The organism is Nocardia sp. NPDC051463, assembly GCF_040681975.1.
Lineage (GTDB): Bacteria > Actinomycetota > Actinomycetes > Mycobacteriales > Mycobacteriaceae > Nocardia.
Genome location: NZ_JBFBAB010000006.1, coordinates 251,085 through 277,727, shown reverse-complemented (window position 1 = coordinate 277,727; position 26,643 = coordinate 251,085). Strand labels below are relative to the sequence as shown.

Genomic DNA, 26,643 nt, shown 5'->3' with positions numbered 1-26,643 from the left:
ACCCCGCAAACGCCACGGCTTCCGAACACCGACCTACATCCTCGACCAGGTACTGTCCAACACTGCCCCTGTTGCATCGACCACGTGAATCCGCCTCCACCCTCAACCACCATTTCACTACCCTCGCCCACCCTCACAGAGTGCTGACACAGGGTCAGTGCCTCGGGGAACTGCTCGAGACATAACCACAGCCAGATGACCACGCCGGAACTCGATACCTCGCACCTGGCTGCGGGAGGTAAGTCGGGTACGGCACGCGGAGTGCCCAGCACTGCCCCGGAAGTTCGCTGGTGGGCCAACTGTTGTGGGCGGGATCGTGGTGGGTGAGTCCCGGAACGCTCCCCGCTCGGGTCCGGTACGAGCTCCGCTAGGGGTCCGGTACGAGCTCCGCTAGGGGTTCGGAACGCGCTCCGCTCGGGTCCGGTGCACGCCCCCCGCTCAGGCCCCGCCTAGGCCCGATACACACGCCGCACAGGCCCGGTACACGCCCCGCTCAAGCCCCACCTAAGCCCGATACACACCCCGCTCAGGCCCGGAACGCGCTCGAGTCCGATACACCCTGCCCAGCCCGGCACCCCCCGCCCAAGCCCGGTTCAGGGCGCGAGGTTGCGTTTGGGGTTGCTTCCAGACAGCGCTGGGCACGTCATGTGCCGTCCTTAGCATTCTCTTCCGCCCCCGGGTAGGCGGGCAGACTGGCGGTGGTGGCGTGTTGATGAATTTCGAAAGCGCGCTGCTGACCGTGCGGATCCGTGGAGTGCTCGGCGCTATGGGACCAGAACCAGGCGGCCGCGAAGTCCGCCTGCCGCGAGGCGCTGTTGGGCCGCGGCGACGGCGTCCAGTGGGTAGGTGTCGGCGACCCGGAGGGTCAGCTTGCCGGTGTCGACGGCCGTGACGAGCTCGTCGAGTTGCGCGCGGTCGGCGCGCACGAGGACAGTCGTCACCTGGGTGCCGCGCAGCGGGATCGGGGTGGCGGGGACGCTGACCGAGACGAAGCGACCGCCCGCACGGACGGCGGCGAGGGTTCTGGGGCCGAGGGCGGCGGCATCCAGGGCGGCGTCGACGCCACCGGGGATCATTTCGCGTACCGCGTCGGGCAGTGACGATTCACGGGGGATGAAGTCGGTGGCGCCAAGCGCGCGCACCGCCTGCTCGTCGGCGGCGGCGGCCGAGGCGATCACCCGGATCCCCGCTGCGGCAGCGAGTTCGACGGCGAAACCACCGACCGCACCGGCAGCACCGGTGATCAGCAGGGATTCCGTCGGCTGTGCGTCGATGGCGGCCAGGGCCTGGAGTGCGGTCAAGCCGTTGAGCGGAATCGTCGCGGCGGCAACCGAATTCACGGTTGTCGGGGCGGGGGCGACATTGCCCGCCTCGAGGACCACGTAATCGGCTTGCGCGGCAAGCGAGACGTCGAGTCGGTCACTGATGCCGATCACCCGCTGGCCTGGCTCGAATTCGGTGACGCCGGCGCCCACCGCGTCGATGGTGCCCGCGACATCCCAGCCGATGCCCCATTGCGCGCGCGGTGCGGCGAACGGCGTGCCGCCGACACCCCCGCGCACCATCAGATCGACCGGATTGACCGACGCCGCAGCGACTTTGATCCGCACCGCGCCACGCCCGGGTTGTGGTGTCGGTACCTCGACGAGCTCGACAACGGCTTCGAGACCCGGCTCACGGACGACTGCTGCACGCATGATGTTCCTTTCCTGGTGGACATCGACCAACCTAAGACCGTTACTATCTGATCGGTAGTAGTTACCTCAGAGTGCGTAACGAGCAGTAAGGGAAGTCCATGGCGACCACAACAGCGGCGCAGCACCGTGAGCTGGCGAAACAGCGGTACGACGCCTTCGTCGCGGAATGCCCCACTCGCCAACTGCTGGACCGGATCAGCGACAAATGGGTGAGCCTGGTGCTCGTCGCGCTGTCCGATGGCCCGCTGCGCTACGCAGAGATCAACAGGTCCATCGCCGGAGTAAGCCCGAAGATGCTCACCCAAACCCTGCGCACTCTCGAACGCGACGGTCTGGTGGAACGCCGAATCACCGCCGAGGTGCCGGTCCGCGTCGACTACGAACTCACCGCGCTGGGCCGCAGCCTGCAACCGGTGATGTCGGTGATCAAATCATGGGCCGAGGAACGGATGGACGACGTGCTCGCCGCGCGAGCGCGTTACGACGGCGAGTCGAAAATATGACGCGCCGGTACAGCCAGAACTACCCCCATTATTGGCAATCCGAAAACCTGCCGAACCTGCGGCGGGACCGTAATCTGAGCACCATGACCGCGGCCTTCGATGACATGGATCTACGCGACCTCGTCGGAATGCTCACCGCCGACGAGCAACGGGAACTACGACCGGCGGTGCTGCGTGTACTGGCCCGCCACCCCTCGCCCGAACTGCTTCGCCGTGAACTCGGCCTTCGCATGACGAAGGTCTGACCACCCGTCCGAGCACTGAGAGCACGAAGGCCGTCGCGCCGGTGGACATCACCGGCGCGACGGCCTTTCGTCATGTCCGGGGCGCCCCGGGCGGGGGCGCCCCGACGGGTCAGAACACCCGGAGCTGTCCCGGCGACCACAAACCGCCACGGGTGGCCGTTCCGGTCTGCAGCTTCGCAGGGGTGGCATTGCGGTCGTACTGGTCGTAGCGCTCCAGGGAGCCCCAGTCACGGGCCCAGTCGTCCTTCATGTAGGTCGGGACCGTTGTCGACTTCGCCAGCATCTGGGCAAACCCGAGCGGACCGCCGAACTCTTCGGCCTGCCAGGTGTTGGTAGAGCTGACGGCCAACGGGCGATCCGGCAGGATGCGGTAACCGGGCACCTCCGCGACACCGTTCTTGTGGTCGAACGGACGCTGGCACGGGAACTGCAGACCGACCGCCCAGTCCAACAGGACCGGCTGCTCGGGGCCGATAAAGCTGTTGAGCGACTGCAACTTCGGCATCCGCGGCGGGGTGAAGGCCAGCCACTGGTCACCGATCAGGATGGGGTCGTTGGCGACGATCCGCACCGCATCGGCCTCCGGCGCGATCTGGTCGAGCGGAACCCGCAGGTTGCGCCACGACGGGAACGGACCGATATCGCGCGGCAGGTAGGTGCCGAGCGATTCGACGCTGCCATCGGGCAGCCGCTTGCCGTAGTCGACGGTCAGCGACTGACCGTATTTGACGTCGCCGGTGTCGTCGATCGACAGGATGCGGCCTGCCGCCGAGATCACCACGAGCGGCTTCTCCGGCGAGCGGGCGGGCAGCTCGTACCAGCTGGACACCACGTGGGCGGGCTGCTGCACCCCCTCCTGGTAACTACCCAGGATCGGGGTGGTCGCCGGGTCGAGCCCGAACGGCAGCGCCACGGTGCTGCCGTTGACACCACGCGCGCCGACGCCGCCGCCGGTACCTGCGCTCTGGCCCTTCTCGAACGCGGCGCCGACGGACTGGGTGGAGGTATTGCCGGTACCCGGCTTCACCTCGACGCTATCGGCGGACAGATCCTTCGGAACGCCGTTGGGATCGAAGCCGACCGGGTCGGCCCCGGCAAGCGGATCGTTGGGATCCTTCAGCGAGGTGGCCGGGTCGACGATCGGCGACAACCTGCCGCCGTTGGGATCCGGTTCCACCAGAATGTCATTGGCGAGACCGCAGGTGTTGCCGCCCAGTGCGTCGAAGTTCGAGCGGGCCAACGAGTAGGCCGGGTACTGCGAGTACGCACCCTTCACCAACGAGAGCACCTCTAGGGCGACCATCAGCGCGGCGACAACGGTCAGCGGGATGGCGGCGAACTTGCGAATTCGCTTGCCGCGCGCCGACTTCGCCGAAGGTTGTGGCTTGGTGTAGTCCTCGCGCAGCGCGTACCAGGCGACCAGCGCGAGCGCCGCGCCGAAGAGCACGAGCATCAGGGTGTTCGACTGGTAGCCGTGCAGCGAGATCCGCTTGTCGAACCATGGCACACCGAAGCTCGACACATACCAGTAGCCGTTGATGCCGGAGAACGAGATCGCCAACAGGAACAGCAACCCGGCGAGGAATATCGCTCGATTCTTCCGCGCCCGCAATGCACTCGCCGACACCGCCACCGCGGTGACCGCGGCGAGTGATCCCGCGATGCCCGCATAGGCGCCGAAGTGGTGGGTCCACTTCGTCGGGTTGAACATCATGAAGAAGATGGTGCCGAGGACAACGCCCATCAGCCGCCAGGTCGGACCGCTCGCGATGCCGGGAACCTGCCTGCGCCGCAACAGCACCAGCATGGTGGTGAACAAGCACAGCAGCATCGCGAGGAAGGCGAACCGGCGCGGCAGCGAACCGTCGACAGTCTCGACGAACAGGTAGTAGTAGCGCAGGTAGTCCTCGTACCAGGCGAGGTTCGGGCCGGTGGCCTGACGCACCCGGTTGGCTTCCTGGATGCCCGCGAAGGTCTGGTCGCTGTAGACCACGATCAACACCAGCAGACCGGCGGCCGCTATCGGCGCGAGCAAGGGCAGCGTGCCGAACTGCCGATGCCGTCGCACCACGATCCGCACCAGCGGGCGGATACCGGCGAGCAGGGCCGCCACACACATCAACCCGGTCGGTGCGGCTGCCAGAGTGAAGGCGGCAACCAGAATCGCGACCGCGGCCGGAAGCAGGCGACCAGTGGCGATGGCGCGCTCGATCGACACCCAGGTCAGCAGGGCGCCGAGCGCGACGATCGGCTCCGAGCGCAGGCCGTTGTCGAACGGCATCCAGAAGGTCAGGAAGACCAGCCCACCGGTCCACAGCGCAACCTTGCTGGTGCGTACACCGCGACCGAGGCGAGGCACGACCTCGCGGCTGATCACCATCCAGCAGAGGATGGCGCAGGCCAGCGCGGGCAACCGCACCCACGCGCTCGCGGTCGAGATCTCCGAGAAGATCTGGATCACGTAGTAATACCAGCCGAACGGCGCCTCCGGCACGCCGTACCAGCGGAAATAGTTGGCCATGTAACCCGCGTGCGGCGCGACCCGCACCATGCTCAGGATGTAGCCGTCGTCGGAGGTGTTGGCGCCGACGAAATGCCACACCAGCAGGGCCCCGATGACACCGCCGTCGGTCCAGGTCGGCTTCAGCCAGTTCGCAGGCAGGAATCGGCGGTGGCCGCGCCCGTCGCTGCCGTCCAGCCGGGCCAGCGCACCGAGGGCGATCAGGGTGCACACCACCGCCGCGATCATCGCGATGAGCTTGATCACTGTCGGGGTCGTGGTGAAGCGGGTGTCGACAGTCATCTGCATCGACAACCCGGCGGGCACCGCGCCCTGCAGGTCGGAGAAGACGCCGACTACCTGCGGCCGCAGATCACCGGCGAGCTGCCCCGCGACCGGCACTGCGACCATCTGCTTGGCACCGGGCGCGCCGCCCTCGACCGGCTTCTCCACCATCGCGGTCAGGCCGTCGAACGTCGCCTTGGTGCTGTTGCTGTCGGAGCTGATGGTGATCGACGAGCACTCACCCATCTGCGACCGCTGCGCCGAGGCCACCACTGCGTTGCGGTCGATCACGTCCACCGCGGTGTCCGACACCCGCACGAACATGGCCTCGAGCGCGGCCCGATCCCCCTGCGGCGGTGCGGTGGCAAGCAGCATGCCGCCCTGCTCGGGCAATTCCGCGACCGCGGCACACGGAATGGTGGCTTTCAGGTCGGTCGGCACCTGCGACATCAGCGGCGCCTGCACGTTGCCGAGCTTGCCGTCTTGCGGCCAGTTCAGCACGGCGGTCGTCTGCGCGACCGGCAGGAATGGACTCGCCAGCGCGAACAGTGCCCCCAGCACACCCGCCACGAGCGCGATTATTCGCGCGGTGCGGAAATCGTTCGGCGCGGCCGCGGGCGCGGCAGGCGGTTTCGTCAAGACAGCAGTAGCGGCGTCGGGCACGATTGGCAATGCTAGCTGCCCTGCCTCTCCGCGTCTTCAGGCCAGACGCAGTTGGGCCTCGCGTGGCGTCGGCGTTCGGGCCGACCACCGGTTATCGCCCGGTCATCCTGGGAAAAGCCAGGGTCCTCCACCGGCAGTCCCCGCTCACTGTGGCACCGGGAACAGGCCCGAATCGAGAGGAAAGGGGGCTTGGCAGCAGTCGAGCGAACAGAAAGTAGACCCCGAATGGCTGACCGGATGTGGGGTCAGTGGAAAGCTGGGGGTCATGACCAAGGTGAATCTCGAGACTACTTACGGACAGATCGTGCTGGAGCTGGACGATGCGAAGGCGCCGGGCACCGTAGCGAACTTCGTGGAGTACGTGAACGCCGGCCATTACAGCGGCACCATCTTCCACCGCGTTATCCCCGGCTTCATGATCCAGGGCGGCGGCTTCACGCCCGACATGAAGCAGAAGCCCACCAAGGCCCCGATCCAGAACGAAGCCAACAACGGCCTGAAGAACGACAAGTACACCGTCGCGATGGCGCGCACCAACGACCCGCACTCGGCCACCGCGCAGTTCTTCGTGAACGTGTCGGACAACGGCTTCCTCAATCACACCGCGCCGAGCCCGCAGGGCTGGGGCTACACGGTTTTCGGCAAGGTTGTCGAGGGCACCGAGGTGGTCGACAAGATCGCCGCGGTCAGCACCGGTTCGAAGGGCGGACACCAAGACGTGCCGCGCGACGAGGTCGTCATCGCAACGGCGTCCGTCGCCTGACCTGTTGTCACACAACGCGAATCGGGCCGCACTCCACCGGGGTGCGGCCCGATCGCGTAGGGCGGATCAGAGCGGCAGCAGGTGATGTTTACGCGGATTGCGGGCAAGCTTCTTGTCGCGCAACAGATGTAGCGCGCGACGTAGCTCCAGCCGGGTCGCCGACGGCTCGATGACCGCGTCGATGTAACCGCGCTCGGCGGCCACCCACGGTGTCGCGATGGTCGCGTTGTAGAAGTCGATCATCTGCTGACGCACGGCCGGACGCTGCTGCTCCGGAGCCGCCTCGATCTGCTTGCGCCCGATCAGGCTGACCGCACTCTCCGCGCCCATCACCGCGATGCGCGCGGTCGGCCACGCCAGATTCACGTCTGCGCCAAGCTGTTTGGAGCCCATCACCGCGTATCCGCCGCCGTAGGACTTGCGGATCACCACAGTGACCTTCGGGACGGTAGCCTCCACGTAGGAGAACAGGAACCGGCCACCGCGCTTGATGACGCCGATCTTCTCCTGCTCGACGCCGGGCAGGAAGCCGGGGGTGTCCACCACGAACACCAGCGGAATCTCGTACGCGTCGCACATCCGCACGAAGTGCGCCGCCTTGTCGGAGGCCCGTGCGTCCAGCGCACCGGCGGACACCATCGGCTGGTTGGCCACCACGCCGACGCTGCGTCCGTCCACCCGAGCGAATCCGGTGATGATATTGCGCCCGGACGCCGCGCCGATCTCATGGAAATCGCCGTCGTCGAAAATACGCAACAAGATTTCGTGCATGTCGTAGCCCGCGTTGTCCGAGTCGGGGACAAGCGAATTCAGTTCCAGATCGCTGTCGGTGGTCTCAGGCTCCAGACCCGGATTCACCACCGGCGGCAGCTCCTGGCAGCTCGTCGGCAGGAAGCTCAGGTAGGCACGCACCCATTCGAAAGCGTCGCGCTCCTCCTTGGCGACGTGATGGATATTGCCGTACTGCGCTTGACTGTTGGCGCCGCCGAGTTCCTCGAGGCTGACGTCCTCACCGGTCACCTCCCGGATCACGCCGGGGCCGGTGACGAACATGTACGCCTCTTCGGTCGCCACCACCACGTCGGTGTTGATCGGGGCATACACCGCGCCACCCGCGCACTTGCCGAGGATCATCGACACCTGCGGCACCATGCCGGACAACGGTTCTTGGCGGCGGCCCAGCTCGGCGTACCAGGCCAGCGACGTCACCGCCTCCTGGACACGCGCGCCACCGGAATCGTTGATACCGACCACCGGGCAGCCGACCCGCGCCGCGTATTCCATGATGTAGGCGACCTTGCGGCCGAACATCTCGCCGACCGATCCGCCGTACACGGTCTGATCGTGCGAGAACACCGCGACCGGCCGACCGTCCACCAGGCCGTGCCCGGTGACCACACCGTCGCCGTACAATGCCGACGGGTCGCCGGGCTTGCGCACCAGCGCACCGATTTCCACGAAGGTGCCCGGATCGAGCAGCATGTAGATCCGGTCCCGGGCGCTCGGTATTCCCTTCTTCGCCCGCTTCGCCACCCCCGCTTCACCCGCCGGTTCCTGCGCCAACTCGAGTCTTTTGCGCAGTTCGGCGAGTTTCTCGGCAGTAGTGCTCACTTGGCCCCTCTCATCAGGTCGTGCACCCCCTAAGGGGTAATCACCGCAAGCTTCGCGGTGAGGTCTGCTCCGATCTTTCCGATCCGTGGTTCGTCGACGATCTGCAAGTGATCGCCCGCGATGTGGATGACCTCGAGGTTGGGAATGTACTCGTCCCAGCCACCGTTGGGCCGCCGATCGGCGTAGCGCGGCTCCAGCTCGATCATGCCGTCGTGATAGCGATCCGCCAGGTACAGCACCACATCGCCGTCATAGTGCGTCGGCGTGGTCTTGGACAAGTGGCGGCCCTCGATCCACGAGGTGCGCTGATGTTCCAGCACACCGCCGGGGATCTTGGTCCCGCTGATCTTGATGAGATCGCTGATCATCTTGAACTGTTCTTCATCGGAAGCCGCGGCCAACGTCTCCAACTGCTCGCGATCGAGCTCGCCCTCGACGCCATAGGTCTTCTTCGCGAAGGCCTGGTAGCGCTCGACGCGGCGCACCCGCTCCTCGGGGCTGTTGTCCTCGCCCTCGGTCGGGATGGCCAGGTCGATCAGGCCCACGATGCGCACGTCGGCGCCCTCGGCCCGCAGCAGCTGCGCGACCTGCAGCGCGAACACCGCGCCGAGCGACCAGCCGTACAGCACGTACGGACCGTTGCCCTGGATCTTGCGCAGTTCGGGCAGATACTGGCGCGCGCGCTCCACGATGTCGCCCTCGACGCGTTCGAAGCCGTACATCGGAGTGTCGGACGGCAGCCGCTTGAGCAGCGGCTCGTAGACCAGCGTATTGCCACCCGACGGATGGAACACGAAGACCGGCACGGCATTCGAATCCGCGGCGCGTGGGCGCAGCGGCCGGACGAAGCCGTCCACATCGGCGCCGCTGTCCTGCAGCTCGCGCACGATATCGGCCAGCTGTTCGATGGTCTCGCAGTCGAGCACGTCGTCTACGGTGACCTCGGCCTTGACCCGCTCCGTGAGTCGGGCCGCCAGCTTCTCGGCGAGTTCCTCCTCCAGGATCGGCAGCGTGTTGAAGATGCCGCCCGCGGACTTTCCGGTGACGATGGCCCAGGTGGCGAAGGTCAACCGCTCGGCGGCGTCACGCGGTGGCACATCGTCCTCGTCGGCCTGCTGCGGTGCGCCGAAGACGGACTCGACCGCCGCGGGATCCTGCGCGACAACCGCCGCGGCAGCGGCTTGCACCGTGGTGTCCACGGTGTCGAGCGACTGTTCGATGGCGGCGTTCTTCGCCTCGGCCGCAGCACTTTGCTCTGCCGAGATCGCGGCCGGCGTCGCCGTGCCCGCGGCGGCTCCGGTAACGCCTGCGGCGGTCTCCGCCTCCGCGACGATCGCTTGGGCTTCCGACTCCACCGACGTGCTCTCGATGTTCAGCGAAACCCCTTCGGCGGGAGCCATATTCGCTACCGCGGCCGCAGGATCCTCGCCGGCCTCCAGTGCCGCGCGGGCCGCGGCCATGAAACCGCCGTCGACCACGATTTCCTCGCCCGCGGCCTGCTTGTCGGCCATCGCCTGCATCTCTTCGCGGTGGTCGATGGCATAGCGCAGCACCTTGCCGACCTCGTTCAGGTTCGCATCGCGCACGGCCTGGATCTGCAGCTGCGGAATGTCGAATTCGTACTCGACCCGGTTCTTGATGCGCATCGCCATCAGCGAGTCGAGGCCGAGCTCCATCAGCGGGATCTCCATCGGCAGATCCTCGACCGCATAGCCCATCGACTCGGCGACGATCAGCGCCAGCCGCTCCTCCAGCGGCTGCGTGCCTTCCGGATCCCAACGGTCACCGAAGGTTTCGACGATCTCGATGTCCGCGTCACCGGTCGTCGCGGGCGCGGCACCCGGAACAGATGCGGCCACAACGATTTCGGGCAGCGGCGCGCCGGAGGCGACGACCGCCTCGAACAGCAGCTGGAAAGTCGCGCCCACACGGGCATGCACCTGTACGGACGCGCCACCGAGATGCGGCATCAACGTGGTGGTGAGTGTTCCCGTGCTCGGCAGCGCCGCGTGCGGGATCGATGCACCCATCGATACGTCGCTGAGCACCTGTGCCGCAGCGGCATTCACCAGCGCGGCGAGATCGGTGACAGCCGATGCCTGCACCTCCCACACGTGCCTGCCATCGGGCAGCGCGACGTGGGCGCCCGGCACCCGGTCGTTACCCGCACCGGAAGACATCCGCGCCTTCGGCCAGTACTGCTTGCGCAGGAAAGTGGTCCGCGGGATATCGGCGTAGTCGCCCACCGGCAGCAGCGAGGACAGCTCGACGCGGTGTCCGTGCACGTACAACTGGGCGAGAGCGGCGATGACGCCCGCCGACTCGTCTTCTTTGCGTTTGAGTGTCGGGATGAGCTGTGCGTCGTGCAGGCCCGCCGCGAAGGTCGTACCGAGAACCTGCATCAGCGCAACGGAATTCGGAGCCAGCTCCAGGAACGTGGTATGCCCGGTGTCCACCGCGAGCTTCACCGCATTGGTGAAGTACACCGCGTGGCGCATGTTCTTGACCCAGTAGTCCTCGTCGTGCACCGGATCGCTGCCCGCGCGGTAGAACTGCTCCTTGTTGACGGTCGAGTAGAGGCCCGCCTTCAACGTGGTCGGCTCGATGCCCGCCAGCTCGGCCGCGAGCTCACCGAGCAGCGGGTCCATCTGCGAAGTGTGCCCGGCGCCGCGGGTCTGCAGCACCCGAGAGAATTTTCCTGCCGCCTCGACCTGCGCCACGATGGCCGCGACCTGGTCCTGTGGGCCGCCGATCACCGTGTTCGTCGGTGCGGCGTACACCGCGCATTCCACGTCCGGGTAGTCGACGAGCAGCTTTTCGACATCGTCGGCGCTGAGCTCGACCAGCGCCATATTGCGCACGTCGGCATCGGTGATCATGGCCTCGCCCTCACCCATCAGGCGCGAGCGGGCGCAGATCACGCGCACCGCGTCCTCGAGCGGGAGACCACCGGCGATGTAGGCCCCTGCGACCTCGCCCATCGAATGACCGACCACCGCATCGGGTTCGGCGCCGTGCGCGCGCAGCAGCGCGGCCAGGCCGATCTGGATGGTGAAGATGCCGACCTGCGAGGTGCCGACGTTGTAGTCCTGGCTGTCGTCCAGGATCATCTCGCGTATCGAGTACCCGGCCTCGTCCATCACCAGCTCGTCGACCTCGTCGACGGCCTTGCGGAAGATCGAGTTCTCCAGGTAGAGCTGCTTGCCCATCTTGCGGTGCTGCGCGCCGAAACCGGCGAGCACCCAGATCGGGCCGTTGGCCGCGGGGGCGTCGGCGGTGAAAACGCCCGCGCCGGGCTTACCCGCCGCGATAGCGCGCAGGCCCGCGACCGCCTCCTCGTGTGTCTTGGCGAGAACCACACCGCGCGAACGGTGGTGGCTGCGCTTGGCCAGCGACCGCGCCACATCCGCGAGCGAGACGTCGCGGCCTGCGTCGGATTCCAGCCAGTCGGCCAGGTCCGCGGCGGCGCGACGACGACGCGAGGGCAAGTACGCCGACACGGCCAGAATCACCGGCAGCGGCTCTTCGCGCTCGGCCGACCATTCCGCCTCGGGCGCTGCGGTCGGGGCGGCATCCGCGACGGGCTCGGCGGCCGCGATCTCGGTACCGTCGGCAACGACATCGGTGGTCTCGTCGTCGACGAGGACATCCTCGGAGGCCGCGGCAGCGGCCTGCGCGGGCACGTATTCCTGCAGCACGATGTGCGCGTTGGTACCGCCGAAGCCGAATCCGGAGACGCCGACGGTCGCGGTACCGCTGTAGCGCGGGAATTCCGTCGGCTCCGCGACGACCTTCAGGTGCGCCTGGTCGAACGGAATGTAGGGGTTGGGGCCGACGAAGTTGATGCTCGGCGGCAGCACATTGTGCTGGAACGCCATGATCACCTTGGCCAGGCTGGCCGCGCCGGCGCCGGACTCGAGGTGTCCGAAGTTGGACTTGGCCGAACCGAGCAGCGCGGGCTTGTCGTCCTCGCGACCGCGGCCGACCACCCGACCGAGCGCGTCGGCCTCGATCGGGTCACCGAGCAGCGTGCCGGTGCCGTGCGCCTCGATGTAGTCGACAGTCGATGGCGCGATACCCGCATCGCGGTAGGCACGGCGCAGTACGTCGGCCTGCGCGTCCGGGTTCGGCGCGAGCAGGCCGTTGGACCTGCCGTCATTGTTGACCGCGGAACCCTTGATCACCGCGTAGATTTGATCGCCGTCACGCTCGGCGTCGGCAAGCCGCTTCAGTACGACCAGACCGCCGCCCTCGGAGCGGACCATGCCGTCGGCATCCGCGGAGAAGGCCTTGATGTGGCCGTTCTTGGCGACACCGCCATTGCGGTCGAAGCCGAGGGTCGCCATCGGCGAGAGCAGCATGTTCACGCCGCCGGCCAGCGCCAGATTCGCGTCGCCGTCACGCAGCGCGCGCACCGCCTGGTGCACGGCGACCATGGTCGACGAGCAGGCGGTGTCGATGGCGACCGACGGGCCGCGGAAGTCGAAGAAATAGGACACCCGGTTGGGGATGATGCTGGAAACGCTGCCCATGATGGCGTACGCCTCCGCCGAGGCGGGCACATTCGGATCGGGATTACCCAGCCCGAGCGCGGCGATCAACTGGAATTCGTTGCTGGAGGAGCCGATGAAGACGCCGACCGGCTCACCCTTGAGCTCACTCGCCGGAATCCTGGCATGCTCCAACGCTTCCCAGGTCAGCTCCATCATCAGGCGCTGCTGTGGATCGACCCGCTCGACCTCGATCGGCGACATCGCGAAGAACTCCGCGTCGAAGCCCTTGACGACCTCCTGGTCGAGGTAGCCGCCCAGGGTGTTGCCCTCGGCAACCGCCGCGGCGACCTCGGGCTCGCTGGTGAACTCCTCCCACCGGCCCTCCGGCAGGTCCCGAATCGCATCGCCACGGTTGATCAGGAATTCCCAGGTCGACTCAGGGGTGTCGCCCGCACCGGGCAGCCGGGTCGACAGGCCGACGATCGCGATGTCGTGCGCCGCACCCGGCTGGTACCCGGCCGTGTAGAACGAGTCGTCGTCGGATTCCCGCGGCAACTCCGGATCACCGTTGATGACGACCTCCGCCAGCGACGCGATGGTCGGATGCTGATAGACCACCGTCGCCGTCAGCACAACACCGGTGAGCTCTTCGATGTCACCACCGAGCGCGATGGCATCACGCGAGGCCAGCCCGAACTCCTCCATCGGCCGGTCCACCGTGATGTTCTCCACGGGTTGACCGGTCGCGTCGGAGACCCAGCGCCGCAGCCACTCCCGCAATTCCGCGACGGACAACTCCGTCGTGGCAGTGGACTCCGCAGCGGACTGCGTAGCCTTTTCTGCGTCAGCGGTATCGATTGCGTCCGCCTCGGCGTGCGCAACATCGGTCGTCTGGGTGGGCGTGCCCTCGTTGTCAGCCATCAATTCCTCAAGCTACCTGTCTGCGTACCGGGCGCGCCTGGAATTGACGCTCGGCATGGGGGTGGTTCGGCGCGCCGAGCACCGCTGGTCGGCTCGCCGAAGCACCCCTGCGGGCAATTACTCTTCCGGAGCATCGGGGAAGGCCTGCTGGGTGTAACCCCCACGCAGCGTTCCCTCCAGATAAGCAGTCTTGCAGGCGCGCCGAGCGATCTTGCCGCTGGAGGTGCGCGGGATCGAACCCGCGGGCACAAGCAGCACGTCACGCACGGTGACACCGTGGCGCTGCGACACCGCCGCGCGGACCGCGTCGGCGATGGGCAGCGGGTCGGCCTTGCCTGCGCCCGGACCACGCTCACCCACGATGACGAGTTGCTCGGAAGCATCGTCGGCGTCGAACTGCAGGCCCGAATGGCTGCCCTGCTCGAAAACTTCGGCAGGCAGCTGGTTGGCGGGCACCGAGAACGCGGCGACGAAGCCCGGTCGCAGCGCCTTGCTCGCCTCCTGTGCGGAGAACTCGAGATCCTGCGGGTAGTGATTGCGGCCGTCGACGATCACCAGGTCCTTCACGCGACCGGTGATGTACAGCTCGCCGTCGAGATACACGCCGTAGTCGCCGGTGCGCATCCAGTTGGCGTCGTCCTCGGCGCCGTCGGCGTGGCTGCCCTCGGGCAGGCGATGGGTGACCTTGTTCTTGAAGGTCGCGGCAGTCTCGTCCGGGCGACCCCAGTAGCCGATGCCCATATTGTTGCCGTGCAGCCAGATCTCACCGACCCGGCCGTCGGGCAGCTCGCGGCCCGCGTCGTCGTCGATGGCGTCCGGGTCGACGATCACGGCCCACTGCGACAGCGCCACATAGCCACAGCTCACCTGGGCGATAGCGTTCTCGGTGCCCTGCTCGACCTTCACCATGCGACCTGCATTGAGCTCGTCACGGTCGACGTAGACCACCTTGGCCTCGTCCTCGGCCTTGGTCGCCGAGACGAACAGCGTCGCCTCCGCCATGCCGTAGCACGGCTTGATCGCGGTCTTGGGCAGGCCGAACGGCGCGAACGCGTCGTTGAACTTCTTCATCGACGAGGTCGTCACCGGCTCGCTACCGTTGATCAGGCCGATCACGTTCGACAGATCCAGCGACTCGCCGTTCTTCGGCAGCCCACGCGCGGCCGCGTGCTCGAACGCGAAGTTCGGTGCGGCGGCAAAGGTTCCGGCGCCATCGGAGGCGGCGGCCAGTTCCTTGATCCAGCGGTACGGGCGGCGCACGAACGCGCTGGGCGACATGATGGTGATGTACTTGCCGCCGACCGCAGGCAGGATCACCGTCAGCAGACCCATGTCGTGGAACAGCGGCAGCCAGGTAACGCCGCGGGAGTTCCAGTCGAGGTTGATGGCATCGACCATCTGCAGCAGGTTGGTCCCGACCGCCCGGTGGGTGATCTCGACACCGGCGGGGGTCCGTGTGGAGCCCGAGGTGTACTGCAGGTAGGCGATGTCATCGATCGCGATGTCGGGACGCACCCAGGTTTCGCCGACGCTGTCGGGGATCGCGTCGACGGCGATGATGCGCGGGCGCTGGGCGGCAGGCAACGAGCGGAAGAACTGGCGCACGCCGGCCGCGGAGGAGCTCGCGGTGAGGATGGCAGCAGGCTCACAGTCGCCGAGCACCGCGTGCAGCCGGTCGGTGTGACCCGGCTCATCGGGGTCGAACAGCGGCACCGAGATGGTGCCCGCGTAGATCGCGGCGAAGAAGGAGATCACGTAATCGAGGCCCTGCGGCGCCAGGATCGCGACCCGGTCACCCGGGTTGGTCACCTGCTGCAGTCGAGCGGCCACCGCGCGCAGCCGGATGCCGAATTCACGCCACGTCAGCTCCTGGGCTTCGCCATCACGTTCACGCGAGTAATCGATGTAGCGGTAGGCCAGGGTGTTCGCGTCGTTCCGAGTGTGCTTCTCGACGTGATCGACCAGGGTGTGATCCTCGGGAATACGGATGTTCCCGGTTTCGTCCAGGTAGTCGTCGAAAGTCTCTTCCATTCCTTCTTCTCCTCCGAGGCACATCGCAGCAAGACGGCGACATCGCCGCTGTTACCTGTGAGGCCCCGACTCGCTATCGCCCGCGGGTGCTCTACGTACGAAGAGCCAGCCTGCAGATTTTGTTGCGGTCTGCGCGGTGACCGCTATCGGCTAGATGTTCTCAAACCAGAGTCATGTTACAGAGGAGCGTGGCTCACTCATCCCGCAGCAGTGGAATAACCGGCGCGAAAGCGTCCATCTGGGTGGGGAACACACCGACATAGGACATCGATGTGAGCTCCCGCACCTTACGGATCTGCTCGGCGATCTCCTCGAAGGTGCCGATGGCAACATACGGCGATTCGAGGATCTCCTCGACCGAGAGCTTCACGTCGACCTCGAGGTCGGGGTGCAGGCCTCGATCGATCGCGGAAAGGGCCATTTCCGCGGTCTTCTCACGGTCGTCGGTGATGACGATCGCGGTGATGGCCCAGTTCAGCTCGATGTCGGTGAACCGATCGCCCGCGGCTTCGCGGATCAGATTCACCTTCTCGATGGTCTTGGACATGGTGATGCCCGAGAGCAGACCTTTGCCGTTCTTGGTGGTGACAGGAACGATCGAGATGATGTCGGCGTGCTTGGCGGCCAACCGGAGCATCTTCGGGCCACCACCGCCGGTGCAGATCGGCGGGCGCGGACCCTGACGCGGTCGCGGCGTGCCCTTGATGCCGTTGACCTGGTAGTGCTTGCCCTCGAAGGTGCACTCCTGGCCACGCAGCAGCACATCGAGGATGGTCAGCGTCTCGTCGAGCTTCTCCAGCCGAATGCCGGGCGTCTCGTAGGGCAGCCCCGCGGCGGCGAACTCGTCCTGCTTCCAGCCCGCACCGACGCCGACCTCGAGGCGGCCCTTCGACAGCACATCGATGGTGGCGAGATCCTTGGCGAGCACCACAGGATGCCGAAAGCCATTGGCCAGCACCGACGTTCCGAGCCGGATCTTCTCGGTGGCCTGTGTCAGGGCACCGAGCGCGGCGATCGGACCGATCTGGTCACCGAGGTGATCGGGCACGACGAAAGTGTCGAAGCCGTACTCCTCGGCCTGCTGTGCCGTCTGAATGAACTTGCGGGCACCGCCCTCTTGCTTGTTTCCTTCGCCCGCGGCCGCGAAGCGGAAGCTACGCAGCGGCGTCCCCAACGCGGTCAACTCACCAGCCGGTGCGGCGGCTTCTGTCATGAACTCATGCTCCTGGCTGTAAGGAAATTGCCTGCGCGCCGGCCTGCCCCCGGTCCTGGGGGCAGCAGCCGGCGTCGCGATCATCAGCGCACTTTACAGCCTGCTCCGGTCCGACTGACGAGGCTTCGGTATGCAGGCATGCATGACCCTGATGTCGGGCCGCGACGCTGTGGTTGTTCACAGGTGGACTTCTCAGGAGTGCGGCGGGTGCGGCGCCCCTTCGATCAGACCGTTCGCCCAGTTCACCGTCCATTGGGTCGCGGTTGTTCCGTCGCTGTCGACCACGAAGCCGTTGTAGAGGCTGTGCACAGGGTTGCCGGCCGCGCGGATCAATGTCAGGGTGCTGCCGATGATGTTCAGCGGGTTCAGCGCCTGTCGCGGCGAGTCACAGATCAGATCGCCCGGCGCGCAGATCGTGAAGGTGCGGTCGGCCAGCGAGCCGAAGCCGCCCGGCCGCGGACCGGTCATGGTGATCCCCGGCACGTTCAGACCGCTCAACGCGACCTCCGCGCCGACACCGGCTGGCGGGTTCCCGATCTGGATGGGCTGCCCTGGTCCGTTGCCATTGGTCCGCCGTCCATCCGCAATCAGCGTCACACCCAACACCTGATCGGCGGGGACGGGACCCTTGCCTGCGGCGATCTGGGAGGCGACGTCGCCGCCGATGACCGCGCCCTGCGAGAAGCCCGCGATCACGTAGGTGGTCAACGGACATTCCCGATGCCGCTTCGCCATCGCGTCGACCATCCGCTGCGCGCCCTCGGAACGGCTGTTGTTGTAGGACTGCTGGCCATCCGGCGGAATCGCGATCGGATTCGAGAACTGCGCGACATAGGGGACGGTGTACACATCCAGCCTGCCCGGCGGGAACTGACCCTGCACCGGCCCGGAGATGTTGAGCATCAACGAGATCGGATTGGCCGTCGGATTGTGCGGGTCGTCGTTGCTGTTGGACTCCCAGGTGCCCGGCACCGAGATCATCTGGACATCCGGGCAGCTCGCAGGCTGCGAGGTCGGTCGCTCCGGCGGCTTCGGTCCCGGTCCCGGTCCCGGCGGGCGCAGTCTGCCCGCGAGCAGGTACCACAGCAGCAGCACGACAACGATGACCAACGCGACGATCGCGAGGAGCACCAGACATCCCACCGGCCAGAACCGGCGGGAAGCCCTACCTCGACGGACACTCACTGGCAGTACGTCTGCTTAGCGGTGTCGATGTAGATCTTGCCGACCTTCTCGACCGGCATCTTCGCCGGATCGAAGGACGGGTCGGATCCGGCCATCGCGTTCACGAAGGTCGTCAGGTCCTGCTCGGAGGCACCTGCCGCGACGCCCTGGCAGACATAGGTGCCGATGCTCAACGCGATGTCCGGGCTGGAAGCGGCGACACCTTGCGCCTTCAGCGCGTCGAGAAACTTCTTGTCCTTGTCGGTGAGCTTGGTTGTCTCCCCCGGTGGCACGACATCGGTCGGCACCGGCTGCGGACGCTCGGGGGCGACCGTCTCTGCGGGCGTCGACTCGGGCGCGGGTGTCTGCGCCCCCGTGTCGCCACCTGCGCTGCTCGACGTGGCGGGCGGCTGCGAGGCCGTCGTGGTGGGGGTCAGCTTCGGAGTGCTCGATGCCGTCGAATCATTGTCACCGCATGCGGCGAGCAATCCGGTGGCGGCGAGCGCCACAGCGACGCCGAGTACCTTTCCACGGGTCCGATGCATGAATTCGTGTCCTCGATCTGTTGGCGAATAGGGGCCGATCGCCACCAGGCTAGCTGGGTCCACAGTGCGGCGCTTGCGGCACCGCGCGTTGAACGGTTGATTCAGTGACCATCATCAATGCGCCACTCGGCACGATGACGTCTCTCGAACGAAGCCAGATCGAGCCCTGGTCTTCGGCACCTCTCGCGCAGCCCAGCCGCATCAACCAGGGTCGCGAGCCTCCGCCACCAACACACCCACTCGGCACGATGTCACCCTCCGAGCGAAGCGAGCCCAAACCCCACCCCTCGCAGCCCACCTCCACACCAGCCCAACCGCAACCGCCGAAGTCGCAAGCTCAGCTACCGATAGCCCTCTGAACACGACGACACCTTCCGAGCTCAGCAATCAACGTCACGGCCCACCCCACCACAACCGAAACACATCCCCGAAGTCGCAACCTCAACTACCAACCCACCCACTCGGCACGATGATGTCTTCCGAGCGCAGCGAGACCGAGCACTAGAGTTCGCGGCCCGTCTCGCTTCCGAGCCGTCGAAGCGCACGCGCCCCGTCTCGCTCCCGCCCCCCCTACGCCCCCGCGCCGAAGGCGCGAGTCTCGACGGCTCGGAAGCGAGACCAAGGGGGCCGCGAACACGCAGCGTCGAAGGCGCTGCCAAAAACTACAGCCCGTGGACCTCGGATTTGCCGTCGCGTACGACAATGAATCCGGCCTGGAAATTCTGCTGGACACCGCCGGGGACCGTGAACTCGTCGCTGATCGGGTATCCGAGCTTGCCGTTCTCGTAGCCGGCATCCCTCCAGGTGTCCATGATCGGACCCGAACGGACCGCCCACGTTCCTGACAGCGGGCTCCAATAGATGCAGCCGCCCTCGAACCTGCTGAAGCGGCCCAAGTCCTTCAGCGGCAGCTCTTCGGCGGCCGGGAAGCCCAGCCAGCTGTTCTCGTATCCCAGCTGGGCGTATTTGCCCATGATCAGCCCGTGCAGCCGGTGCACGCCGGTCTTCTGGCTGTAGTAGAAAGGCCCGTTCTCGAAGGCCTGCACCGAGCCGTCCCGGCTCGGTGTCCTGACCTCCGGCGCAATCGGATAACCGGCGGGTCCGCGCTCGAAGCCTTGCTTGCCCCACTCGTCGAGGATCGCGCCACGCACCACCTGGGCGCCGGTCTCCGGGGTCCAGTAGAGCGAACCGTGCTGGAATGCCTGGAACCGGCCGCGGCCGTCGGGCAGCGGGCGCTCGTCGTCGGTCGGCAATCCAACCACACCGAGCGCGGCCTGGTAGCCGCCACCGATCATGCCGCCGACCGGATGCGCGCCGGTCGCGGGCGAGTAGAACACCCGGCCGGACTGGAAGTCCTGGGCCACACCCTCGTTCACCTGGTATTCGGCGGTGAGGCAGTCGCCGAGCCAGTTATTGGCGGTGGCCACGGCGGCAATCGCGCCTGCTGCCTGGCAGGACGCCTTACCCGCGTCGATGCCGAGTGCGGCGGCGGCCTGCGGCCAGGACTGCCGCATCTCGAAATCCCAATACGGCCATGAGTGGGTGCCGGAGGGGCGGTAATTCACCTGGGCCGGGACGGTCAGCTTGGCGAGCTTGGTCACGAAGTTCTGCGAGGTGAGCCGCGACAGAATCTCCAGACCCATACCCGTGAAGTTGGCGCTCACCCCGGGAATGGCGGTGGCCTGGTCGAATGGCCCGATCGCACCGCTACCGCTGGATATGTACAGGCTGATCCCCTTCAGCTTGTCCGCCAGCGCGTACGGGTCGTGACCCTCCCACTCCGGGCTGGTCGGCGGACCCCACATCGCCGCAGAGTCGAACCCGCCCGCGTCACGCATGGCGAACTGGATCGCCTGCGGCATACCGAGGGTGGTCGTGGTGAGGAAGCCGGAATACGACGCGGCGTACTTGACGAAGCTCGGATTGCGCGCGGCCAGGAACATCGCGGCCGTGCCGCCCATCGAGAGGCCCTCCATGCCCCGCACATCCGTTGCCCGCCACTGGCTCTCGAGCAGCGGCGGAAGTTCCTTGGTCAGGAAGGTTTCCCACTTGTAGTTGTGGCCGTTGTTCGGCTGCAGCCAGTCGGAGTAGAAGCTCGACTGACCGCCGACCGGCAGCACAACAGTGACGTTCTTGTCGGCGTAGAAGTCGGCGGCACCCGCGTCCTTGGTCCAGCCGTTCTCGTCCTCGGTGGCGCGCAGACCATCGAGCATGAACAGCAGTGGAAACCTGGCGGCCGGGTGGGTGTTCCAGTCCCTGGCCAGCAGCAGCTGCACCTGGACCGGCGCGCCCATCGACGGCGAATCGACCCACAGGGCGACCCGGCGGTCGGTGAGCCACACCATTTTCTGCACCGACGCGGCCGCCGGCGCGATGGCGGCGGGCTCCGGCTGCGCGGCGGCGGGTGCGGTCAGCGGCGAAAGCCCAGCGACCATCGGCAGCGCCACCACGGTGGCCAGCAGCGCGAGCCGCCCACAAGCCCGGCGGGCGTCGCCGCGTCCGCGTCCACCCCATCTGCCGCCCCTGATCCCTGCCACAAGTGTTTTCTACCCCTGGAAGGGCGATCAACCTGGTAGGACGCGCGGGAAGCAAGCCAATCCACCTCCTGGCGCAGACAGGCCGAGCAGGGTGCCACTACGTGCCCGTACTGGTCCTGCGTCGAGTGCGAGACATGGCCTGGACATGCCCGACGAGCGACCCGTGCCCTGACGAAATCCCGGCGGCATACTGCCCGCTGCTAACAAAACGCAAACGGCGCCGCCGCTCCCTGTTCGGGAGCAGACGGCGCCGTTCGACGCTTATGCGGCTAGATCACCAGCCGCCAGTGGCATCCAGGATGCCGTTGCGGGCCTTGAAAAGCTCACCCTCCCAGTACTTCCAGGAGTGGGTGCCCTGGGCCGGGAAGTCGAACTGAGCCGGAATCTTCAGGGTCGCGAGGCGAGCCTGGAAGGCACGGGTGTTCACCAGCGAGAGCGCCTCGAGCGCCATGGCGTTACTGGTGTTGAACGCGCCGACCGCCGAGTTCGGCCGGTCGAACTGACCCGGGAGGCCGCTGGCCGCCGAGATGTACATCGGCAGGCCCTTGAGCTGCGGCGCGAACACGAACGGATCCATCCGCAGCCATGCCGGGCTCCACGGCGCCGCCATCGAGTCGACGTTGAAGCGGCCCGCGTCCAGCATCGCGATACGGATCGCCTCACGCATACCGGGCGCGGAGATGTTCAGGTAGCCGGAGAAGGACGAGGCCTGCTTGAACTGATCGCGATGGTAGGCGGCGAGGGCCAGCGCGGCACTGCCACCCATCGAAAGGCCCGCGATCGCGTTGTTGGTGCGGGAAACGCCGTAGCCCTCGAGGAAGGCCGGGAGCTCCTTGGTCAGGAACGTCTCCCACTTGTAAGTGGTCTTCTGACCGTTGGTGTTACTCGGCGCGTACCAGTCGGTGTAGAAGCTCGACTGGCCGCCGACCGGCATGATCAGGGAGATGTTGTCGTTGCCGAACTGCTGCAGCGCGTTCGTCTCGAACGACCACGCGTTGCGGTCGTCGCGAGCACGCAGGCCGTCGAGCAGATACAGCGCCGCGTTGCCGCCGCGCGCCGCCCACTGCACCTGAACCTTGATCGGGCCCATGACCGAGGGGACCATCAGGTCCTCGAAGCCACCCGCGGGGGCGCGCAGCACAGGGCTGTGCGCCGGGGCGGCCATGGCAACGGTCGGGGCCGCCACTCCGGCGGCGATCGGTAGCGCTAGTGCTGCGGCACCGACAGCCAGAATTCGATGGCGCCAACCGCGAGGGGTGACTCGCCGTCCCGTGCTTCTGTTCGGGCCGGCTGCCCTGCCGAAACGCATGAATCCTGCTCTCTTTCTGCTGTTGTGGTACCGCCCGTCACCCATGAGGGCCGGGCAGCACCCGTGCTTCGAACGAGACGCGCGTCACATGTGTGTCGGACCCCGACATTCCGACACAAAAAGACGGCGCTACAACGATCTGGTCACACTTGCGCTTGCTGGACGATATTCGACGCCGGAAGCCTAAGCAAGGCCGAGGCAACCGAGTGGCCGAAATCCGCCCGTACACAACCTGTGATCGTGCGGAGACCCTATCGCGTTCGCTCGGAGATGTCGTGCCCGATCCGGAATTCACCCCAGATTGGCACTGAGATCGGGCAGCATGTTGTACACCTGGTCGGCCCAGTACGGCCAGTTGTGCACACCGATCGGCGTGTAGTCGAAGTGCACATTCGTCGGGCCGAGTGAGTCCAGACGCAGCTGGAAGGCCCGGGTATTGGCGAGCGCGATCGTCTCGAGCGCCATTGCATTACTGAGGTTGTAGGCGTCGAGCGCGTTGTTGACTACGTCACGGGGACCGCTCTGGCCGTTGCCGGAGGAAATCCAGAGCCGAGTTCCGTTCGCGCGCAACAACGGCGCGAACATGAACGGGTCGTTGCGCAGCCAGCGCGGATCCCACGGTGGGCCCCACATGGAGTCGATGTTGTATCCGCCCGCGTCGAGCAGAGCCAGCCGCAAGCCCTCCTTCATCCCGGGTGCGGAGATATTCAGGTAGCCCGAATACGAGCCCGCGTACCGGAATTGATCCGGGTGATAGGCGGCGAGCGCGAGCGCGGCGCTGCCGCCCATGGACAAACCGAATACACCGTTGCCGTTCGGATTGAAGCCGAGCCGATCGCGCATCGCCCAGCGCAGATTCTCGGTCAGGAACGTTTCCCACGCGTAGGCGCGCTGCTGGCCATTGGTGTTGCTCGGCGCGATCCAGTCCGAATAGAAGCTGGACATCCCGCCGATCGGCATCACCACGTTGATATTCCACTGCGGAAGCACCCGGGAGATGTCGGTGTCGATTTCCCAGCCGCTGAGGTCGTTGCGAGCCCGCAGGCCGTCGAGGGCGTAGACGACGCGGTTGGTGTTGCCGTCGATAGCGCGGAAGATCCTGGTCTTGATCGGGCCCATGCTGGAGTCGACCCAGAAATCGTGGCCGGCCGGGTCGAAGCTCGCCGCGGCCGGCGTGGCGAGATCGGTGACCGCGATTCCGAACGGGAGGGCGAGCACGAAGGCCACGCCGGCGACGGACCGGCGCAGCCAACGACGGCGCCCACCGCGCCCCTCGGCCTCGAGCATGCGTCCCAGCACATCGGCAACACTTCCGCGCACTACGCCTGATCGCATTCCATTCGACCTTTCGCCCGTGCGATCACTGTTGATCGCAACTGTCGTGCATGAGGATCGACGCTCGGCACCGACGACTCCCCACACCGGGCATGTCGCGGCGTTACCGCTCTTCTATAGGCAGTTGTTCGAAGCTGATCCCGATGGAAACGCACTGCGAGACCGGATCGTGATGAAAAACCGGAGTTTTGCCGACCACCGCGCGACCAGCGTCGCGAGACCTATGCCAGATCGAAATTCCCATGACAGCAACTGTTTAGCTAATCAGCGTGCATGGGCAATATTTCAGGCGAATACCAACAGACCGCCCGGCACCGAAGGGGGTGCCGGGCGGTTCGTCATGATGAAACGTCAGCCGATGTTCGCCGACAGGTCGGAAGTCATCCGATAGACCTCGTCCTGCCAGTTGTTCCAGGCATGGATGCCGAAGGCCGGGAAGGAATAGACGACGTTGGATGCCCCGAGTGAGGCCATCCGCACTTGGAACGCGCGAGTGTTGACCAACGCCAAGCTTTCCAGCCCCATACCGGTGAGGGTGTTGAAGCTCGGCGCATCGGTGACGCCCGGCCTGCCGCTGCCCGCGGCGATCCACAGGCGGGTGCCGTTGCCGATCAGTCGCGGCGCGAAGACGAACGGGTCCATCCGCAGCCACTGCGGGCCCCATGGCGGCGCCATCGAGTCCACGTTGTAGCCGCCCGCGTCGATCATGCCGGTTCGGATGGCTTCCCGCATCCCGGGTGCGGAGTTGTTCAGGTAGCCCGAGAACGAGCCCGCGAAGCTGAACTGATCCGGGTGATAGGCCGCCAGCGTCAGCGCCGCGCTGCCACCGGTCGACAGGCCGAAGACGCCGTTGCGGTTCGGGTTGAAGCCGAGCCGGTCCCGCAGCGCCCAGCGCAGGTTGTCGGTCAGGAAGGTCTCCCACTGGTACCGGTAGCTTTTGCCGGGACCGCCGGAGAGCACATTCATGGCACCCGAACCAGAGGACGAACCGGAACCAGCGGGAACGCCGAAGAATTCGCTCGGCGCGTTCCAGTCGGCATACCAGCTCGACTGGCCACCGACCGGCATGACCACGTTGATGTTCTGGCTCGCCAGCATCTCGGCGATGTTGGTTTCGATCTCCCAACCGTTCAGATCCTCGCGGGCCCGCATGCCGTCGAGCGCGTAGACGACGCGGTTGGTGTTGCCGTCCGCGGCGCGCAGGACCCGGGTCTTGATCGGACCCATGCCGGAGTCGACCCAGAAATCGAACGCGGCGGGATCGAAGGCCGCCGATGCTGTCGCACCACTACCTGCGATGGTGATCCCCAGCGGCATGAGCAGGGCGACCGTTACCCCGACGGCCCACTTGCGCCACCGAGAATTCGGGGCCGCCGAGCCACCGGTCCTACCTTTCCAGCGCGGACTTCGCATTCCTCTCGACCTTCCATCCGGATGGCCGATCAGCAAATCGTTAGCTATCTTAACCAGCCTCCTCATCGGGCACTCAGACGGGAAATCTGCCTAAAACGGATATTTCCACCTGCATGCATGTTCTCCGTGTATCAATCGCAAGAGAATGCTTCTATGTTGCTGGAAAGTGATTCAAGCCACAAGAAACGCAGCGTGCGTCGGAGCGCATTCGTTGCCGAGGCGGCTGGGGACGCCCTGCTTCGCATAACGAAAAGGCCGCCTGATGCATACGCATCAGGCGGCCGGTTTCACCGCGTCCGCGGCTCTAGGGAGCCGGGCTCATGAACTCTCACCCGATGTTGGCCGAGAGGTCCGGAATCATCCGGTAGACCTCGGCCTCCCAGTTGCGCCAGTTGTGGATACCGACGGACGGGAAGCTGTAGGTGACGTTCTGCGCACCGAGGGTCATCATGCGGACCTGGAAAGCCCTGGTGTTGACCAGCGCGAGCGCCTCGAGTGGCGTGCCCTGCAGGATGTCCAGCGGCGCAGTCGCGTCGGCGGGACCGGGCAGCGCGCTACCGGCGGCGACCCACACCCTGGTGCCGTTCGCGATCAGTCGCGGCGCGAAGACGAACGGGTCCATCCGCAGCCACTGCGGGCCCCACGGCGGCGCCATCGCGTCGATGTTGTAGCCACCCGCACTGATCATGGCCACCCGCAGCGCCTCACGCATACCCGGCGCGGAGATGTTCAGGTAGCCCGAGTACGAGCCCGCGTACCGGAACTGGTCCGGGTGGTAGGCGGCCAGCGTCAGCGCGGCACTGCCGCCCATGGACAGGCCGAACACGCCGTTACCGTTCGAGTTGAAGCCGAGCCGGTCCCGCAGCGCCCAACGCAGATTGTTGGTGAGGAACGTTTCCCACTTGTAGGTGTTGTTCTTGCCCAGGGTCTCGTTCCAGCCCGAGGAACCCGTCATCGCGGAACCCGACGAGGAGCCGTTGGCCGATCCCGTCGAACCGGTGTTGAGGCCGAGGAAGTTGCCCGGCGCGTTCCAGTCAGCGTAGAAGCTGGACGGTCCGCCGACCGGCATGACGACGTTGATGTTCCACTTGGTGAGCTCGCGGGCGATCTCGGTCTCGGCCTCCCAGCCGTTGATGTCGCCGCGGGCCCGCATACCGTCCAGCGCGTACACCACACGTCCGGTGTTGCCGTCGGCCGCGCGGAAAATTCGCGACTTGATCGGACCCATCGACGAGTCGACCCAGAAGTCGAACGCGTCGGGATTGAACGCTGCCGACGCGGTGGCACCGGGTCCTGCCACCGACACCCCGAGCGGTAGCAAAACGGCCAGCGACATCAGCACCGACCGCTTGAACCACGAACCGGCTCTCCGGGATCTCAGACGTCCACTTTCGGTCTTACGCCCGATAACGCCT

16 protein-coding genes are annotated in these 26,643 nt (G+C 66.4%); 3 read left to right on the top strand and 13 right to left on the bottom strand.

Annotation, left to right across the window (positions count from 1 at the left end; all coding sequences use genetic code 11):
* Window positions 1-764: 764 nt before the first annotated feature.
* Window positions 765-1,697, bottom strand: coding sequence for an NADP-dependent oxidoreductase (locus tag AB0M74_RS12220; protein ID WP_364905329.1), 933 nt, complete (start codon window positions 1,695-1,697; stop codon window positions 765-767).
* 98 nt (window positions 1,698-1,795) lie between these two features.
* Between AB0M74_RS12220 and AB0M74_RS12215 the strand changes: the two genes are divergently transcribed.
* Complete coding sequence (locus AB0M74_RS12215; RefSeq protein ID WP_364905326.1) at window positions 1,796-2,200, top strand: helix-turn-helix domain-containing protein; 405 nt, start codon at window positions 1,796-1,798, stop codon at window positions 2,198-2,200.
* Complete coding sequence (locus AB0M74_RS12210) at window positions 2,197-2,445, top strand: hypothetical protein (RefSeq protein ID WP_364905323.1); 249 nt, start codon at window positions 2,197-2,199, stop codon at window positions 2,443-2,445. Before AB0M74_RS12215 ends, AB0M74_RS12210 begins: the two co-directional genes overlap by 4 nt.
* Before the next feature lie 109 nt (window positions 2,446-2,554).
* Here AB0M74_RS12210 and AB0M74_RS12205 read toward each other — a convergent pair whose 3' ends face one another.
* On the bottom strand, window positions 2,555-5,869 hold the full coding sequence (locus AB0M74_RS12205) for an arabinosyltransferase domain-containing protein (protein ID WP_364905380.1): 3,315 nt from the start codon (window positions 5,867-5,869) through the stop codon (window positions 2,555-2,557).
* A 289-nt stretch (window positions 5,870-6,158) separates the two neighbouring features.
* Between AB0M74_RS12205 and AB0M74_RS12200 the strand changes: the two genes are divergently transcribed.
* A complete protein-coding gene (locus AB0M74_RS12200) occupies window positions 6,159-6,656 on the top strand; it encodes a peptidylprolyl isomerase (RefSeq protein ID WP_364905320.1) in 498 nt (165 codons plus the stop codon).
* A gap of 66 nt (window positions 6,657-6,722) precedes the next feature.
* Here AB0M74_RS12200 and AB0M74_RS12195 read toward each other — a convergent pair whose 3' ends face one another.
* The 11 genes from AB0M74_RS12195 to AB0M74_RS12145 form a co-directional block, all read right to left on the bottom strand.
* Window positions 6,723-8,267 carry an acyl-CoA carboxylase subunit beta gene (locus tag AB0M74_RS12195; protein ID WP_364905317.1) on the bottom strand — a complete coding sequence of 515 codons (1,545 nt, stop codon included), beginning with the start codon at window positions 8,265-8,267 and terminating at the stop codon, window positions 6,723-6,725.
* Window positions 8,268-8,296: 29 nt separating this feature from the next.
* Window positions 8,297-13,681, bottom strand: a complete 5,385-nt coding sequence (pks13, locus tag AB0M74_RS12190; RefSeq protein WP_364905313.1) for a polyketide synthase Pks13 — start codon at window positions 13,679-13,681, stop codon at window positions 8,297-8,299.
* Between the two features lie 117 nt (window positions 13,682-13,798).
* Window positions 13,799-15,712: a long-chain-fatty-acid--AMP ligase FadD32 gene (gene fadD32, locus AB0M74_RS12185; RefSeq protein ID WP_364905310.1), complete on the bottom strand. Its 1,914-nt coding sequence runs from the start codon at window positions 15,710-15,712 to the stop codon at window positions 13,799-13,801.
* A gap of 193 nt (window positions 15,713-15,905) precedes the next feature.
* Window positions 15,906-16,925 (bottom strand): LLM class F420-dependent oxidoreductase, encoded by a 1,020-nt coding sequence (locus tag AB0M74_RS12180; RefSeq protein ID WP_364905307.1) that lies wholly within the window; start codon window positions 16,923-16,925, stop codon window positions 15,906-15,908.
* Between the two features lie 192 nt (window positions 16,926-17,117).
* Window positions 17,118-18,110, bottom strand: coding sequence for a cutinase family protein (locus AB0M74_RS12175; RefSeq protein ID WP_364905304.1), 993 nt, complete (start codon window positions 18,108-18,110; stop codon window positions 17,118-17,120).
* A complete protein-coding gene (locus AB0M74_RS12170) occupies window positions 18,107-18,634 on the bottom strand; it encodes a DUF732 domain-containing protein (protein WP_364905301.1) in 528 nt (175 codons plus the stop codon). Before AB0M74_RS12170 ends, AB0M74_RS12175 begins: the two co-directional genes overlap by 4 nt.
* 662 nt (window positions 18,635-19,296) lie before the next feature.
* Window positions 19,297-21,069, bottom strand: a complete 1,773-nt coding sequence (locus AB0M74_RS12165) for an alpha/beta hydrolase-fold protein (RefSeq protein ID WP_364905377.1) — start codon at window positions 21,067-21,069, stop codon at window positions 19,297-19,299.
* 376 nt (window positions 21,070-21,445) lie between these two features.
* The gene (locus tag AB0M74_RS12160; RefSeq protein WP_364905298.1) at window positions 21,446-22,480 is read right to left on the bottom strand and encodes an alpha/beta hydrolase family protein; all 1,035 of its coding nucleotides are present in this window, start codon (window positions 22,478-22,480) and stop codon (window positions 21,446-21,448) included.
* 291 nt (window positions 22,481-22,771) lie between these two features.
* Window positions 22,772-23,767, bottom strand: coding sequence for an alpha/beta hydrolase family protein (locus AB0M74_RS12155; RefSeq protein WP_364905374.1), 996 nt, complete (start codon window positions 23,765-23,767; stop codon window positions 22,772-22,774).
* 399 nt (window positions 23,768-24,166) lie between these two features.
* Complete coding sequence (locus tag AB0M74_RS12150) at window positions 24,167-25,228, bottom strand: alpha/beta hydrolase family protein (RefSeq protein WP_364905295.1); 1,062 nt, start codon at window positions 25,226-25,228, stop codon at window positions 24,167-24,169.
* Window positions 25,229-25,556: 328 nt separating this feature from the next.
* On the bottom strand, window positions 25,557-26,564 hold the full coding sequence (locus tag AB0M74_RS12145) for an alpha/beta hydrolase family protein (RefSeq protein WP_364905292.1): 1,008 nt from the start codon (window positions 26,562-26,564) through the stop codon (window positions 25,557-25,559).
* Window positions 26,565-26,643 lie beyond the last annotated feature (79 nt).